This window comes from Anabaena sp. WA102, from assembly GCF_001277295.1.
In the GTDB taxonomy this organism is placed as follows: Bacteria; Cyanobacteriota; Cyanobacteriia; order Cyanobacteriales; family Nostocaceae; genus Dolichospermum; species Dolichospermum heterosporum.
Genome location: NZ_CP011456.1, coordinates 425,268 through 440,433, shown reverse-complemented (window position 1 = coordinate 440,433; position 15,166 = coordinate 425,268). Strand labels below are relative to the sequence as shown.

General features: G+C 41.9%; 13 protein-coding genes and 2 pseudogenes. 3 read left to right on the top strand and 12 right to left on the bottom strand.

Annotated features, from left to right (window positions below; translation table 11 throughout):
- Positions 1 to 182: 182 nt before the first annotated feature.
- From AA650_RS01745 to AA650_RS01735, 4 genes are all read right to left on the bottom strand, one after another.
- On the bottom strand, positions 183 to 1,754 hold the full coding sequence (locus AA650_RS01745) for a group II intron reverse transcriptase/maturase (protein ID WP_053537717.1): 1,572 nt from the start codon (positions 1,752 to 1,754) through the stop codon (positions 183 to 185).
- Positions 1,755 to 2,305: 551 nt separating this feature from the next.
- A complete protein-coding gene (gene rpsR / locus AA650_RS01740) occupies positions 2,306 to 2,521 on the bottom strand; it encodes a 30S ribosomal protein S18 (RefSeq protein WP_027403663.1) in 216 nt (71 codons plus the stop codon).
- A gap of 2 nt (positions 2,522 to 2,523) precedes the next feature.
- Entirely contained in the window at positions 2,524 to 2,718 is a 195-nt protein-coding gene (gene rpmG / locus AA650_RS25955; RefSeq protein ID WP_010998585.1) for a 50S ribosomal protein L33, read from the bottom strand.
- 47 nt (positions 2,719 to 2,765) lie between these two features.
- Positions 2,766 to 3,320, bottom strand: coding sequence for an RDD family protein (locus AA650_RS01735; protein ID WP_053537716.1), 555 nt, complete (start codon positions 3,318 to 3,320; stop codon positions 2,766 to 2,768).
- A gap of 432 nt (positions 3,321 to 3,752) precedes the next feature.
- Here AA650_RS01735 and AA650_RS01730 point away from each other — a divergent pair, with 432 nt between their 5' ends.
- The 3 genes from AA650_RS01730 to AA650_RS01720 all read left to right on the top strand — a co-directional run bounded on the left by AA650_RS01730 (position 3,753) and on the right by AA650_RS01720 (position 5,115).
- Positions 3,753 to 4,361, top strand: coding sequence for a hypothetical protein (locus AA650_RS01730; protein WP_053537715.1), 609 nt, complete (start codon positions 3,753 to 3,755; stop codon positions 4,359 to 4,361).
- A 116-nt stretch (positions 4,362 to 4,477) separates the two neighbouring features.
- A complete protein-coding gene (locus AA650_RS01725; protein ID WP_039202387.1) occupies positions 4,478 to 4,747 on the top strand; it encodes a hypothetical protein in 270 nt (89 codons plus the stop codon).
- A complete protein-coding gene (locus tag AA650_RS01720) occupies positions 4,747 to 5,115 on the top strand; it encodes a clan AA aspartic protease (protein WP_053537714.1) in 369 nt (122 codons plus the stop codon). Before AA650_RS01725 ends, AA650_RS01720 begins: the two co-directional genes overlap by 1 nt.
- Positions 5,116 to 5,131: 16 nt before the next feature.
- On the opposite strand, the pseudogene AA650_RS01715 reads toward AA650_RS01720, so the two are convergent.
- The 8 genes and pseudogenes from AA650_RS01715 to AA650_RS01680 all read right to left on the bottom strand — a co-directional run.
- Positions 5,132 to 5,794 (bottom strand): annotated as a pseudogene (locus tag AA650_RS01715) (DnaJ domain-containing protein); the annotation flags it as partial.
- Between the two features lie 18 nt (positions 5,795 to 5,812).
- A pseudogene (locus tag AA650_RS27495) lies at positions 5,813 to 6,711 on the bottom strand (ISAzo13 family transposase).
- Between the two features lie 443 nt (positions 6,712 to 7,154).
- Positions 7,155 to 8,117: a cysteine synthase A gene (gene cysK / locus AA650_RS01705; protein WP_053541156.1), complete on the bottom strand. Its 963-nt coding sequence runs from the start codon at positions 8,115 to 8,117 to the stop codon at positions 7,155 to 7,157.
- Positions 8,118 to 8,134: 17 nt separating this feature from the next.
- Positions 8,135 to 8,572: an RrF2 family transcriptional regulator gene (locus tag AA650_RS01700; protein ID WP_039202393.1), complete on the bottom strand. Its 438-nt coding sequence runs from the start codon at positions 8,570 to 8,572 to the stop codon at positions 8,135 to 8,137.
- A 281-nt stretch (positions 8,573 to 8,853) separates the two neighbouring features.
- Positions 8,854 to 10,587, bottom strand: a complete 1,734-nt coding sequence (locus tag AA650_RS01695; RefSeq protein WP_053537712.1) for an iron uptake porin — start codon at positions 10,585 to 10,587, stop codon at positions 8,854 to 8,856.
- A gap of 1,354 nt (positions 10,588 to 11,941) precedes the next feature.
- Positions 11,942 to 12,997, bottom strand: coding sequence for a photosystem II D2 protein (photosystem q(a) protein) (psbD, locus tag AA650_RS01690; RefSeq protein WP_015080309.1), 1,056 nt, complete (start codon positions 12,995 to 12,997; stop codon positions 11,942 to 11,944).
- Between the two features lie 723 nt (positions 12,998 to 13,720).
- Positions 13,721 to 14,524, bottom strand: a complete 804-nt coding sequence (locus AA650_RS01685; RefSeq protein WP_053537711.1) for an inositol monophosphatase family protein — start codon at positions 14,522 to 14,524, stop codon at positions 13,721 to 13,723.
- 81 nt (positions 14,525 to 14,605) lie between these two features.
- On the bottom strand, positions 14,606 to 15,160 hold the full coding sequence (locus AA650_RS01680; protein WP_081424343.1) for a thermonuclease family protein: 555 nt from the start codon (positions 15,158 to 15,160) through the stop codon (positions 14,606 to 14,608).
- Between the last annotated feature and the right edge of the window lie 6 nt (positions 15,161 to 15,166).

The window sequence follows — 15,166 nt, the reverse complement described above, 5'->3', positions numbered from 1 at the left end:
ATTAAATTTTAGATTTTGGACCCAAAGTAACCAGGCAATATCCATGCAAATGCTACTTTTTTTGGACAATCCAAAATCCAAAATCCAAAATATTCTGGTAGAGTCGAGGGGGAATATTATTTCCCGCCCCTCTCTGTTAAATCTGGGCGTGCGACTTTCACCGCACCCAGCTTCCGATGTTCTTAGCTTGCGCTTTTGCTCATGTGTATGTAATCGTGGCAGCTTTCGTGGATTGCTAGAAGGTTTTTAGTTTTCCAGCTTTGGTGGTTTCCATCTATATGATGTAAATGTACCTTCTCGTCACTAAGCATTTTTAGTCCACAATGACCACATTTATGGCTTTGCCGTTTGAGGGCTTTAGAGGTATGGTTGTCATAGAGCTTGCTGTTACGTTCGCTCCAGTAACTTAAATCTCCGTCGTAGGGTGATTTCTCACCTTTGACATTGATGTGTTTGTTTTCGGAGTAAGGGACTGATGGAAACGCCTTATCTAGTAATTGTTTACTAGAGTAGCGTTTTTGTTTTGATTCCTTGTTGAATACCCTGAAAGCTCTTGTTTCGATGTGGAATAACGAGTTTCTAGACCCGTCCATCTTGCAGAAGCGGTGGTAATTCCTCCAACCTCTAACTACAGGGGCTAATTTCTCCGCCTTTGTGGTAGCGCCATAATTCGAGTTGTTGACGATGAATTTTACTTTCTTGCGAAAAGCTTTAAAGTTGTCCGCTGATGGGGCGCATCTAAACTTCCCGTTTTTCTGGACTTTGAAATGCCAGCCGAGGAAATCAAACCCATCTGTCGCGGCGGTTAGCTTTGTCTTTTTCTCACTGACTTTCATTCCCCGCTCTGCTAGGAACTGACTGATTTTGTCAAGTATTTCGGTGGCATCATCTTGGAGTCGGAGTATTATCACCATGTCATCCGCGTAACGGATTGTTGGCTCAATAATATGTTCCTTTGGGGTTTTGTCTGTGATTCTGTAACCTTGATTATGGTATCTATGAATACTTTCAATCCCATTTAAGGCGATGTTAGCTAATAGTGGACTTACCACCCCGCCTTGAGGTGTTCCTTGTTCGGGGAACTCTGGATTGACTCCGGCTTTGAGACATCGGAAGATTCCTTGTCTTATACTCTTGGGGGCGATGAGTTTATCAATGATTGCGGTGTGGTTTATCCTATCAAAGCATTTTTCGATATCGAGTTCTATAACTCGTTTATCTTTTCCATTGCAAAATGAGCGTAAGTTGAGGAACAGGATTTTCTGTGCGTCATGAGCCGAGCGTCCCGTTCTAAACCCATAGCTATTTGCATGGAAGGTTGCTTCGTGGGCTGGTTCTAATGCGTATTTGATAAGGCATTGATATGCTCTATCTGCAATAGTGGGGACTTTCAACATCCTGTTAGTACCGTCCTTTTTGGGGATGGGTATTTCTCTTAGCTCCTGGTGTTTCCAGTTGCTAACGGATGCCTTTAGCAGTTCATTAAGCTCAAAGCGTTCCTTAAAGTTAAGGGACTTTTTGCCGTCAATTCCTGCGGTCTTTTTCCCAGCATTTAGCTGTGTTACTTGACGGATAGCCAGTAATCTTGCTGCGGTTGATTTCAGAATCAGCTTTTGTAGGGACTTAGCTTTACGCTTGTCGCCAACTTGAACCGCTTTATACACTCGTTTTTGTAGGCAGAATATGTTGCGGCGAAATTTCTTCCAGGGCAACGTCTTCCAGGATTCACTAGAGTTTTCTCTGTGTCTAATCATGCTCTGCTCCAATTTGTGTATTCTGAACACCTCAGACCAATTACGGTCTGTCCTACCCGAATTGAAGGAATTACGCTGCTCGTCCAGCCTACTTATAGGGTTCGACCGCCCTTAGACCCTCAATCCGTTTTTATTCGTTCCCTCGGTTGATTGTTAGTTCCGTTAGGTGTAGCCAATTCAACCACTGGATTCCCTAGACTCTTGCCGCTATCAGGTTAAGATGCGGCGGGTATTAACTCCAGTGAGGTCAGGTTTTGCTGTTGTGTCCTGCCTCGCCGTAGGTTGCTTTTCTAGGCTCTGTTTCACCATAGGAACTCCCCGTTAACGCCAAGTGTCATCCCACAACGGATGTCTGATTGCGTCCTGTTCCCAGCTTCGACCTCCCGAAACCGAGTCGGGTCATCGTGGGCAGTTAGGGAGTCATACCTGAGTCTGGTAGATGGGACTTTCACCCATATCAGACCGAGAGTTCAACCTTTCTCCATGATTGGATTGGGTTGGTTAGCTTATGTACGGACTGATTACCGTGATTCAGCTAACAACGAATCGCACTAACCTTCGGCGTTAATGAAGGGTAACAAAGCCACAATCCGGGCGCGTTTAATGGCTAAAGTCAGGGCGCGTTGTTGCTGACAGGTTAAACCAGTGATTCTCCGAGGCAAAATTTTACCACGTTCGGTAAGAAACTTCCGCAACAAATCTACATCTTTGTAATCAATGGCATCTCCGGGCTTAATTGGAGAAAGGCGACGACGATAGTAACTCATTCTTACTTAATTTCCTTGTGAACTGTGTGTTTATTGCAGTGGGTACAGAACTTTTTCAGTTCTAAACGGTTGGTTGTGTTCCTACGGTTCTTGGTACTGGTATAACGAGATACGCCAGGGGAACGTTTATCTGGATTTGTCCGACACTCGGTGCATTCTAGTGTCACTATTATGCGCGCACCTTTACTTTTAGCCATAATCTTACAAACTGTAAAGCCTGGAGGATAATTAACACAAATGGTTATTATCTCATATTTCGGGGAAATTTTTCAACCAACCGTTTAATTTTTATATCTAATGAATAACCCCGACGGGAAGAAACTATAACCGTCCGAAAAAAGCGGTCATGGAAAGCCTGACGCATCTGAGTATCAGATAAAGCCGCACCCCCGTCAATGATTAAGGGAAGCAATAATACAACAGCAGCGGGGTTGAGGATGATATTCCCCAGGAAAATGGATAATAATAAGCTAGAAAAGCAAATAATCCCTTCTCGCAGTAATAATGTCTGAAATTGCGGGATTCTGTTGACTATTTCCCCATTTACGACTTCTAGGATCTTTAAATCAAACGCCCAACGTCCTAAACTTTGTCCCTGATTGTTGTAAACTACGACTACGCGAAAAATTAACCAAGCAAAAATAAACACAAAGATTTGGGCAAATTGAATACCAATTTCATTACTTCTCACTATAGAACTCAGTAACCATGCACCGAAAAAGTCCATAGCTAAAGCCATTCCTCGACGAGTAAGATCCCCTTTGGGGTAGTGTCTTTGATTTGCTTTAACAAGAGTCATCCTCTTTACCTCGCTAGTGGTAGAATTTAAATTTATTTAAATCTGTGTAGACTTACAGCATATTTCTTTGTCGGATCTGGAAAATTGAGGATATGCAGATAGTTGAAACTGTTCCCTCCCTTCACAGAAGGTATTTAAAGGATCTGTATCAATTTTTATTCCCTGAAATAAACAATACAACAAATAGTTGATTCTGATACGGCATTTATATTTATATTAAGAGATAATAATTAAATCAGATTGCAGATTAATAAGGTACAGGATCTAAATTCAAAACCAGACAGCAAACTCTTTTTACTTCTGACTCCTGACTCCTGACTCCTGACTCCTAAATTCTGCTGTAAATCTTCACTCAATCTTGATGACCATCTGACACAAAATTAACAATTAGTTTCATAACTAATAACTAATAACTAATTAGGTCTTGTTCTGATGTCAAATATTTACAATACCCAAGAGTTAATTCAGATTTTGGCAATCGAACGCCAAGCTTGCTTAAAAGGAGAAAGGTTAAAGTTAGATATAACTGTTGCTAGTAATCCTGTCATAGATCCGTTTATTAAAACCGACGGAGTACAAAGATTCACAGCTTACCAAGATTTTAAAGCCTCTATTCATGAATATCAACGAGAAAATCAAGTTTCTGGCATTATCTGGAAAGATATTCAAGTGAAAGGCAAAAATCTTCATTATCCAGAAATTGATCCAGAATTGATTGCCTTAGAAAGCGATTTAGAAATCTTGAAACCTGCCAAAGATTCTCTTTTGGAATTTTGGTATCTGGTGACAGAAGACATGGATTTATATTTAAGTCTTAGTAATGGTAAACAACATCAAAAAGTAAACACAGTAGATGTAGAAAGAATTGTCCAAAGAACAGAATGGGCAACTTTATTAAAGTGGGAAAATCCGAACTTTCTAGAAATTATTTTACAACTAGGTTGGGGACAACCGCAAGAAGCAGCTTATAAACGGGGAAGACCATTAGCCGGTAGTGAATTTATCCATGCCGTCAATCCGGGATGTTATCCTATCGGTTAATACAGCAGGAGTTAAGAGTCAGGAGTCCGTCAGATGTTTGGCTTGTTAACCATACTGTAGTTTCTGTATTAGAATCATAACAGAAGTATATTAACTTGAATTGGAAGGTTCTCTCTATGCTTAACCCTAAAATCAGTGGTGAAGAAATTACCAACCGGGGCAAAGAAATCTATGAAAAAATCATTCGTCCTTTAGCAGAGAAAACAGAGAACATTGGCAAAATTATTTCAATTAATGTAGAAACTGGTGAATATGAAATTGGTGATGATTTAATTATTACAAGTCGCCGATTGCAAGCAAAACAACCTGATGCCCCAATTTGGGCAGGAAGAATCGGCTTTAATGCAGTTTATGCTGTTGGTGGTACATTAATTAGGACAACATAGTGATACATGGAAACGTATTTGGGCTTCAAGCTCGAATTAATTTGATTATTTGTTTATCAGAACCTGCAAATATAGAAATTGAATGTGTTGTTGATACGGGTTTTGAAGGTTTTTTAACTTTACCCCCAGTTGTAATTACAGAACTTGGGCTGCCATACATTGCTCGAATTGATGCAAATTTGGCTGATAATTCCAGTATTGGAGTCAATGTTCATTTGGCAACTATTCTCTGGCAAGGTATAGAACGCGAGATTGCAGTATTGGCAATGGGTAGTCGTCCTCTGATTGGAACTGCGCTACTTGCAGATTATCATCTCAGTATAGATTTCTGTGATGGTGGTACGGTTATCGTTGATGATATTTTGTAACTTTGAGTATGTCTCATCAAGTAACCGACTCTTGCGCTTCCCGATACAATCTTTTCGCTATCCGAAATAATTCTTGTCCTGTGTGCAAATAACGATCATCATAGCTTAATGGGAAGTAGGCTAACTCCTCTATTCCATCTGCCACTTGACTCATACAATAGTAAATATGGGCTGCTGCGGCTGCAAAACTAGTAGGATTTGGCAAAGAACGAAACTTAATTTGTGCGTCTCGTAAATCTTCCCGACAGGATGCTAAATAATCTTGAAATTCGTCTAAAAGATCATCATCAAAAGGATCTGCGGCTAATTCGTCAATTTGTGATTCTAAAGAATTGAGAATTGTCGAAAGTATCCGATTTACTGGTTTATAAACTAAACGTAACCATTCTTCGACGTTTTCATCAACATCTTTTCTCGTTTTCCTAGTTGCTTTGTGGTGCTGTTGGGCAGACTCGGCACGTTTTTGGCGAACTTGATGAAATTGTTGCTGACTGTGACGGAGTTTTTCATCATAATTAAAACGACTTTTACTGTCACTTAAAACCTCATAGGCAGCATTAACACGAATAATTTGTTCATTGTCTGTGATTTCTTGATTACTATCAGGATGAAAAATTTTCACCAAGCGGCGATAAGCTTGTTTAATCTCCGCAAGACTTGCATTGTTACTAACTTTTAGGAATGTGGATTAAATAACTTACAATTCTAAATGTTGTTGTGGTTTAGCAGTATAGTTCCACTGTGGCAAAAAATCATCAAAGAAAATCTCCATTGTTTCTTTAAAACCCTCAGCAACTTTCTTACCGGTTTGGTAGGCTTTATCAATGATGGTCGTAAAAACCTGTAACCCTTTCTGAGTAGTAGCTTTTGCCATCAGTTTAGCTACAGTGTTAACACTGTCGAAAATAACACCTTTACAAGCCCGACTTAGATGTGGAAACAGCCGATGCTCAATCGGATTGTACTTAGATGTATAAGGAGGATAGTGAGCAATGCGAATTTCAATTCCAATTTCATTCACCAAAGCTTGTAATGCTTCTTTGAATACATAGTAACGAGAACTGTTGCTACCACCACCATCACATAACAGTAGTATAGAGGTAGCCAATTGGTAGCGGTTTTTGCCATAATTATTCCACCAATAACGGATTGAATCACAGGCAAATTCGCTGGTGTCATGGCTAGTACCAATTTGTATAAAACCAATGTTATCCTTTAAATCATATAACCCATGTGGAATTGCTATTCCTGTTGCCAAAGATGGAAAGTCGTGGTCTAATACCTTGATTGGAGCATCAGTATAAATACTTCCTTCTCTATATAAATTGCCAATTAACTCTTTTTTTTACTGTCCATACTAATCACTGGGTTACCCTCAGCAAAATACTGGGTTTTAAGGCTTTCAATCTTCTCAAACTGCTCATTACGATTTTCGCTACTTCCACACGCAATCATTTTCACTGCTTTGCGTTTACGAAATTTATGTTCCCAGAGTAATTGGTCTACAACTGTAACACTGATATTTATGCCTTTTTCGGCTAATAAGTCTGCTATTTGTTGACGAGTTAAGTTTGTCCATTTAATATCCTCGTCCATTGGCGAACCTGCTGTGTGTGTTTCTATTACCGTCAGGAATGCTTCATTGATTCCAGGTATCGTTAACAGTGCTTTTTTTCTTCCTCCTCCTGGACGGCGAATTCTTGGACTGCTGGTTTTACTCGGCTGTTCCAGATCCTCCATCCCTCTATTGATTGTTCTGTAGTTACATCCCAACAATTTACTTATGTATCCAATCCCCCCGTACCCAAGCTTTTTTGCTTCAATCGCTGCATACCGCCTACGGTCTTTCTCCGATAGAGATTCATAGTAATCTTGCATCTGCTTTTCTAGCATTGGAGAGTAGATTTCTATCACGATATTGTTCCCTAATACCTACTTCTTTAGTCTACTATACCCCTGTCACAACTTCTGCATTTTATTTAATCCACATTCCTTAGGGTGTCGTAGTGGTTAAAATCGGACATGAATCCAATAGATTGTTAACTGACGCTAGTTGCTGTTTTGGCTTCTAGGTCTTGGAATAAAGGTGTACTTAAATATCTCTCACCGAAACTAGGCTGAATCATCACTATTAAGCGTCCCTGATTCTCTGGACGTTGGGCAACACGCACCGCTGCACAGAGGGCTGCACCACTGGAAATGCCCGATAGTAGCCCTTCCTCCCTGGCTAATTTGCGACCAAAGGCGATCGCCTCCTCATCTGTCACCGTAATTACCTCATCAATCAATTCTACCTTTAAGACTTGGGGAATAAAACCCGCCCCAATGCCCTGAATTTTATGGGGACCCGGTTTACCTCCCGATAATATCGGGCTATTAGCTGGTTCGACAGCGATCGCCTGAAAACTCGGTTTCCGGGCCTTCAAAACTTCCGCCACCCCAGTAATCGTCCCCCCAGTCCCCACACCCGCCACAATCATATCCACCAATCCATCCGTATCCTCCCAAATTTCCTCCGCCGTAGTTTCCCGGTGAATTTGGGCATTAGCCGGATTGCGGAACTGTTGCAACATATAAGAGTATGGTGTTCTATCCACAATCTCCTGCGCCCGCCGAATCGCCCCACTCATCCCCGCAATTCCCGGAGTGAGTTCCAATTGGGCCCCATAAGCCCTTAACATCGCCCGCCGTTCCGCACTCATCGTTTCCGGCATAGTTAAAATTAATTGATACCCCTTAGCCGCCGCTGCCATAGCCAAAGCAATCCCAGTATTTCCCGATGTTGGTTCTACCAGAATCGTCTTCCCAGGGGCAATTAATCCTTCCTTTTCCGCCGCCATAATCATACTTACCCCAATGCGGTCTTTTACCGATGACGAAGGGTTCATACTTTCCAATTTCACGAGAATTGTAGCCACACAACCTAATTCTTGAGGAATCCGGTTTAACTTAACTAGAGGTGTCCGTCCCACCAATTCCGTAATATTTTCAACAATCCGCATCATAAAATTTTCTATCTTCAAATGTAGTACATGATATCCAACTGCTTCCGGGAATCCCGTTTTTCACAAAGATCCTGAAGCGAATAATTTTGTAACACTGAATTTGCCGCCTGACGTGCTTCTTGCCAAATTTCTGACACCACAGAATTATCTAAACTTGTGGGGTTAGTATTTTGTTCACCAGTCTGCACATCTAAACCTTCCAAACATTCTAAAATCTCAAAGATACTAATTTTCCGAGGTTCTCGCGCCAATAAATAGCCGCCTTTTGAACCCCGTTGACTTTTAACTATACCCCCCCGCCGCAAAGTTGCTAACAGTTGTTCTAAATAGCGATCAGGTATCTTTTGTTGCAGAGCGATTTGCCGAATTTGCATCGGTTCACCGTTTTCATAATGAGTAGCCATCTCTAATAACGCCAAAATTGCGTATTCAGATTTACATGATAATTCCACAAGCAGTAGTCCAAGATCAAAATTGAAGGATGAAAATGAGCAAAACCTCACAGTTAGAGACTTCCAAGAAATAAATTATCCTAAGAAACGAACCACAGAGGCACAGAGTACACAGAGAGAGAATTTCTGCATCAGTTTTGGGACATTTTTTTATTTGGAAGTCTCTTAAGCTCTTTTCCAGTATACTCCGGTTCTTAACTGGGGTTTTTCTCTCCACAAAAAAACCCCGCCATGAGGCAGGGTCAAATCACGTTGAAACTTATCAACAAACTTTTAACTATTTAGAAGCTAAAAGTTGTTCTGAGTGTACCAACAAAGGCATCATTACTGGTATTATTTTGTCCAGGAGATGTCATCCAAATAACTCCAGGAGTTACGGATACATTTTCAGAAACGCGATACTTATAGAAGCCTTCTACTTGGTATGGAGTCTCTCTACCAGTCGCACCTAGTGAGTAAGGTTGAGCGCCACCGAAGATACCCAAGACGTTACCTTTCTTACCAAAATCAGGTAAAGCTAAACCTGCACCATAGCTCCAAGCTTCTTTATCATCATTAGCTCCAAAGCCTGTAACATCATGGTAGGAAACGAAACCACTCAAAGACAGTTTATCGCTAGGCTTGATAGCTGCGGAAATACCGTAGGAGTTGCTGGAAGAGGCACTAGCAGCACCTGTTGCCGAATTAACGCCTAAAGTATTCGCTTGTGCAGTGCCTACTAAAGCACCACCACCAAGTCCTGAATCAAACAATGTGCTACCTGCTTTTTGATAACCATGTACATAGGTGGCAGCCAAAGCAACGCGATTACCAACGTTAAAGTTTAACTGACCTAAAGCTGCATAGTTGCCATCAAACAAGCCATTGCTGGGACTGGGATCATTAGCGTTTGCAGCTAAGTAACCTAATGTGAGAGAACTTGGTTTCAAGAAACTATCACCGGGTTTCCCAAAGGGTACATTCAAGGCAATACCAGAACCACCACCAATCCGGTAGATAGGGTTTTCAGATGCGAAGGTACTTAAAGCCCCTTTACCACCATCTGTTTTATCAAAAAAGTAAGGATTGTTAACAGCGGCATAATCACTATGTTGCCCACCACTAGCTGAAAGATAAACTCTTGCAGGTCCTACAGGTGCTTCATAGGTTAACTTGTCAATTTTAACGCTGTTAGCTGGGTTAGTTGCACCAACTTCAAAGGTTTGTTTGCCAACTCCACCAGCAGCAATAGGATTATTCGCATTATCTCGGAGATTAAAGCCTGTGGCATTACCAGCAGCCAAACGGGTGGTTAATATATCTCTACCTGTAAAGCTGGTTTCTAAACCTAAGCGCACTCTATCCTGGAAAACTGCCCGGTTAGCTTTGCCTGTTTCACCACCAAAAACGTCGGTGACAGCAAAAATAGCTTCACCTTTTAACTTAGTGGTAGTGGAGAATTGATTGGCTTCTAGTTCAGCAGTCCGCCCTTCTAAAGCATCTACTCGACCGCGTAAAGTTGCCAATTCAGCAGAAAATTCTTCTTGCAAACGCTGCAATGTTGCTAAATCCTGCTTTGTTACCATATCAGCAGTTGCTGTGGCAATCAATTCGTTTACACGATCTAAACAAGAATTTAAACCAGCGGCAAATTCGTAACGGCTTAAAGCCCGATTACCGCGATATGTGCCATTGGGATAACCTGCAATACAGCCATAGCGCTCTACCAAAGATTGCAAAGCTTGGAATGCCCAATCTGTAGGTTGCACGTCAGAGAATTGGGAAACTGATGTTACCTGATTTAAAGAAGTATTGTTTTCGTTGCTGTAGCGGTTAACCTGAGCCAAAACTTGGGCTTCTTTGGTTTCTGTTGCCAATGTTGTTGGCTTTTGAGAAACTTCTGTTGTAGAGGAAGTTTCTATTGCCGATGCGTCCTTGCTGGTACTGGGTGCGGCGATCGCTGTTGAAGATACTAACAGTGCTGCTCCCAAAATTGCTGGGCTAACCACCAAGGATTTCCACAAAATATTAGACATTTTTCCTTTTCTCCTCACACCTTTATATGGATAACTTGAGTTCGCTGTAACCAACTGGTTACAAATGCGAAGTCTTGTTGAAACCTGTGTAATAGGCATGGCTGCCACTATTACCACAATCATAGCTTTCACAAGGCTAACAATTGATTAACTAATTGTTAAACTTTAATGCAATTAACTTATGCAAAAACTTTTAACTATATCCTGTGGTTATATTATCACTTTTTCTAATAACCAACATAAGATTTTCTGTTCAAGTACGTATGTATACTAAACACGGGTGAGATTTAAACTTTTGCCAAATGACAAACAACCCAGATGTGTAGGGGTAAAGCAAGAGCTTCATTGGTGTCAACTTAAGCTCAAATCCCTACCACATCTCGTTCCTAGTCTCTGACTAGGAATGCAGTTGATGAGGCTCTGCCTCTAATATCATTGAAGGCAGAGCCTTCTAGAATTCATTCCCAGTCAGAGACTGGGAATGAGATGAACTTAAGCTCAAATCCCTACCACACCTCGTTCCTAGTCTCTGACTAGGAATGCAGTTGATGAGGCTCTGCCTCTAATATCATTGAAGGCAGAGCCTTCTAGAATTCATTCCCAGTCAGAGACTGGGAATGAGATGAATGAGATGATTAAAAAGCCTATACTGTCTTCGTTTTGACTTTTGACTGGTTACTGAGCTTGTCGAAGTATTGACTTTTGACTTCCGCCCTGCGGTACTAGTTCCTTCCGGGACTTATTAGATATCCTATTCTTTGCTCCAAAAAAAATTGTAGAGCCGAGAATCCCTACCCATGGAACGTCTCTACAAGGGTTTCAGCTTAAGGATCTTTAATTTCTGGAGATGTCCGTTGATCGGAAGTTAATCGCCAAAAGCCTGAAACAACGGATTTTTTTAACTTCGCTGTGTACCGATCTAAAAAACACCCTTAAAAACTATCCGCCCTGATTTAGATTAGATAATCTAAGTCAGGGCGGTCTAGCGGGTCTTCAAGTTGCAACCAGACTGCCGGAAGGAACTCCGATGTTAAGCCTAGTTAGTTGAGCTAACTTAGTATCTCAAGAGAACTAAAGCTAACTTTTAGAGAACAGCCCCGGCACACAGCCGGCTAACTGCAACTTGATGACCCATGCGTATACTACTTTCTATCATGGGCATCACCTCCTTGTTGCCTAAATGGTCTTAGTTTCAAAAGGGGCAAAGCAAAATGCTTTGGGTTTCTAACCTGGGACTACTATAACACAACTGCGAAAATTTGCAATACCCTGATTTCAATTTCTGCCACAAAAAAACCCTCACCAATGAGGTAAGGGCTAACTAACAAAGATAAATTCAGGGTAAATTCCAGAGTTAGAGAGCGTTACCACGTGGTAATACTTCTTCTGGGAATACGAACTGTTCGTGGGGTTGATCTTGAGGAGCCATCCAAGCGCGGATACCCTCGTTCAGTAAAATGTTTTTGGTATAGAAAGTTTCAAACTCTGGGTCTTCTGCTGCCCGTAATTCTTGAGAAACGAAGTCATAAGCCCGCAGGTTTAATGCTAAACCAACGATACCGATAGAACTCATCCACAAGCCTGTCACAGGGACAAACAACATGAAGAAGTGTAACCAACGTTTGTTGGAGAAAGCAACTCCGAAAATCTGTGACCAGAAACGGTTTGCTGTCACCATGGAGTAGGTTTCTTCAGCTTGGGTGGGGTTGAAGGCGCGGAAAGTGTTTGAACCTTCACCGTCTTCAAATAGGGTGTTTTCTACTGTGGCACCGTGAATGGCACAAAGTAAAGCTCCACCTAAGATTCCCGCTACACCCATCATGTGGAAGGGGTTAAGTGTCCAGTTGTGGAAACCTTGGAGGAATAAGAGGAAACGGAAAATTGCGGCTACTCCAAAGCTGGGGGCAAAGAACCAGCTAGATTGTCCCAAAGGATACATCAGGAACACGCTGACGAATACGGCGATAGGACCGGAGAAAGCAAGAGCGTTATAAGGACGCAGACCGACAAGACGGGCTACTTCAAATTGGCGTAACATGAAGCCAATCAAACCGAATGCGCCATGTAGGGCGACGAAAGGCCACAAACCACCAAGTTGAATCCAACGGGTGAAGTCACCTTGAGCTTCAGGACCCCACAGGAACAACAGGGAATGTCCCATGCTGTTTGCTGGTGTGGATACTGCTACTGTTAAAAAGTTAGCTCCTTCTAAGTAAGAAGATGCTAGTCCGTGGGTGTACCAGGAGGTGACGAAGGTTGTACCGGTTAGCCAACCGCCTAATGCGAGGAAGGCACAGGGGAATAGTAATATTCCTGACCAACCTACGAATACAAAGCGATCGCGCTTTAGCCAGTCGTCTAATACGTCAAACCACCCTCTACTGGGGGCGCGTCCAACTGCGATGGTCATGAGAGCAAATCTCCAAAATGTTTTATAAGTACGGATTTTATGCGTTTATGGCAGGCGAATATTATCCATCTACACAAATCTAACCAGATTGTCAACCTAGTTTACAATTTTTTACGCTTTCTATCATAATAGGTGAAAATCTCTAATTTTGCTAGTGGGCTAAGAAAAAAATTTTATTTGGGGATGATTATAGAGACGTTCTAGTAACTCGTTGAGAGAGGGAACAGGGAACAGGGAACAGGGAATAGGGAATAGGGAACAGGGAATAGGGAACAGGGAATAGGGAATAGGGAACAGGGAACAGGGAATAGGGAATAGGGAACAGGGAATAGGGAATAGGGAATAGGGAATAGGGAATAGGGATACTGAAAACGGTTCATAGTTTAACCAAATATGAAACCCCTCTCCAAACCTCTCCCCGCAACGGGGAGAGGCTTTGAACTTGTTCCGGGTTTGATGACAATTTGCCAGATGTAAAAAAGTAAAATCCATCAAAACCTATTGCCTATTGCCTATTGCCTATTGCCTATTGCCTATTGCCTATTGCCTATTGCCTATTGCCTATTGCCTATTGCCTATTGCCTATTGCCTATTGCCTATTGCCTATTGCCTATTGCCTATTGCCTATTGCCTATTGCCTATTGCCTATTGCCTATTGCCTATTGCCTATTGCCTCTTGCCTTGCTATAACGACAATTTTTAACGCCAACCTACTTAGAAAACTTATGTCCAACTAGATAAAGAGGGAACTTGCATCAATTCCTGACTGAGTTTTTTGTGAATATGACCGTTAGTAGCCAGAATTCTCCCCGAATCAATGTTTATCGGAGTTCCATCATAGGCAGTGACGTTACCTCCCGCTTCCTGAACCAATATTATTCCAGCCACAACATCCCAAGGTGCAATTCCCCTTTCCCAATAACCATCAACTCTCCCACAGGCTACATAAGCTAAATCCAAGGCTGCTGCACCATCACGTCTGACACCTTGGGTAAGATGGGTAAGATGACAAAACTCTGCATAATTGTTGTCAGCAGTTTCCCGGCGATCATAAGCAAATCCACTAACTAACAAGCTTTTACCTAATTCCGCTGTTTGGGAGACCTGAATAGGGCGACGGTTACGAGTTGCACCTAAGCCAGCAGCAGCCCGAAATAATTCATCACGAAAAGGGTCATAAATTACCCCTACCTTGGGGACACCGTGAATCAGCAACCCAATGGAAACAGCGAAACAGGGGTATTGATGGGCGTAATTAGTCGTACCATCGAGAGGGTCAATAGCCCAGAGAAATTCATTATCTTGGTTCCCCAGTTTTCCCGACTCTTCAGCGAGGATGGAATGCTGGGGAAAATGACGACGCAATACTTCTAAAATTACCTGTTCAGAAGCTTTATCAGCAGCGGTAACTAAATCACCAGGACGACCTTTTTCGGTGATTACGTTTTCTAATTTACCTAAATAATCTTGTAAAACTACACCTGCGGCTAAAGCTGCTTCTGTAGCAATATCTAGAAAAATTTGCATATTTGTTAGTTGTTAGTTGTCAGTTGTGCAATAGATGGCATAGCAAACCTTTACGTCTACGTCCTATCTCTAACTCTACATTTAACGAGAGAGACGGCGAAATTCTCCAGGAGTCACCCGCATGGGTTTATCTGTATTCCAAATGCCTTTTCCCATGATTCTCGCCCATTGTTGAGCGTGTTCTAGCCGTTGGTCGTATTTGTGATTAGGCGATCGCGCTACAAATAAAGCATATCCTTGTTTGACAACTTCTTCATTTAACAACAGTTTATCTTTCCATACATAAGCCAAGGTTCGGTTAAATTTATCCTTAGCTTCTAAGTCAAATTCCAGATTAACAGCCTGATTTGCACCGCCAATTAAACTTTCAACAAATTGTTTAGCATCCTCACCCCAAGGAATTTGGCGGATATCAGGTGCATCTAAACCAATTAACCGCACCGGGGAAATTAAATTCGGTTGTGACTCCATTCCCAATACTTCCAAACTTTGTCCACTCACAACCCGTGCTACCCTGACACTAGCGGGAGTTATTGAAGAGTTGCTTTGGCTTTGACAACTCACCAAAAGTGAAAAACTAGCCAATATAATTATTTTTGGCACAAAAACGCGAAGATTGACCACTACAGCAGTCATCCTCGC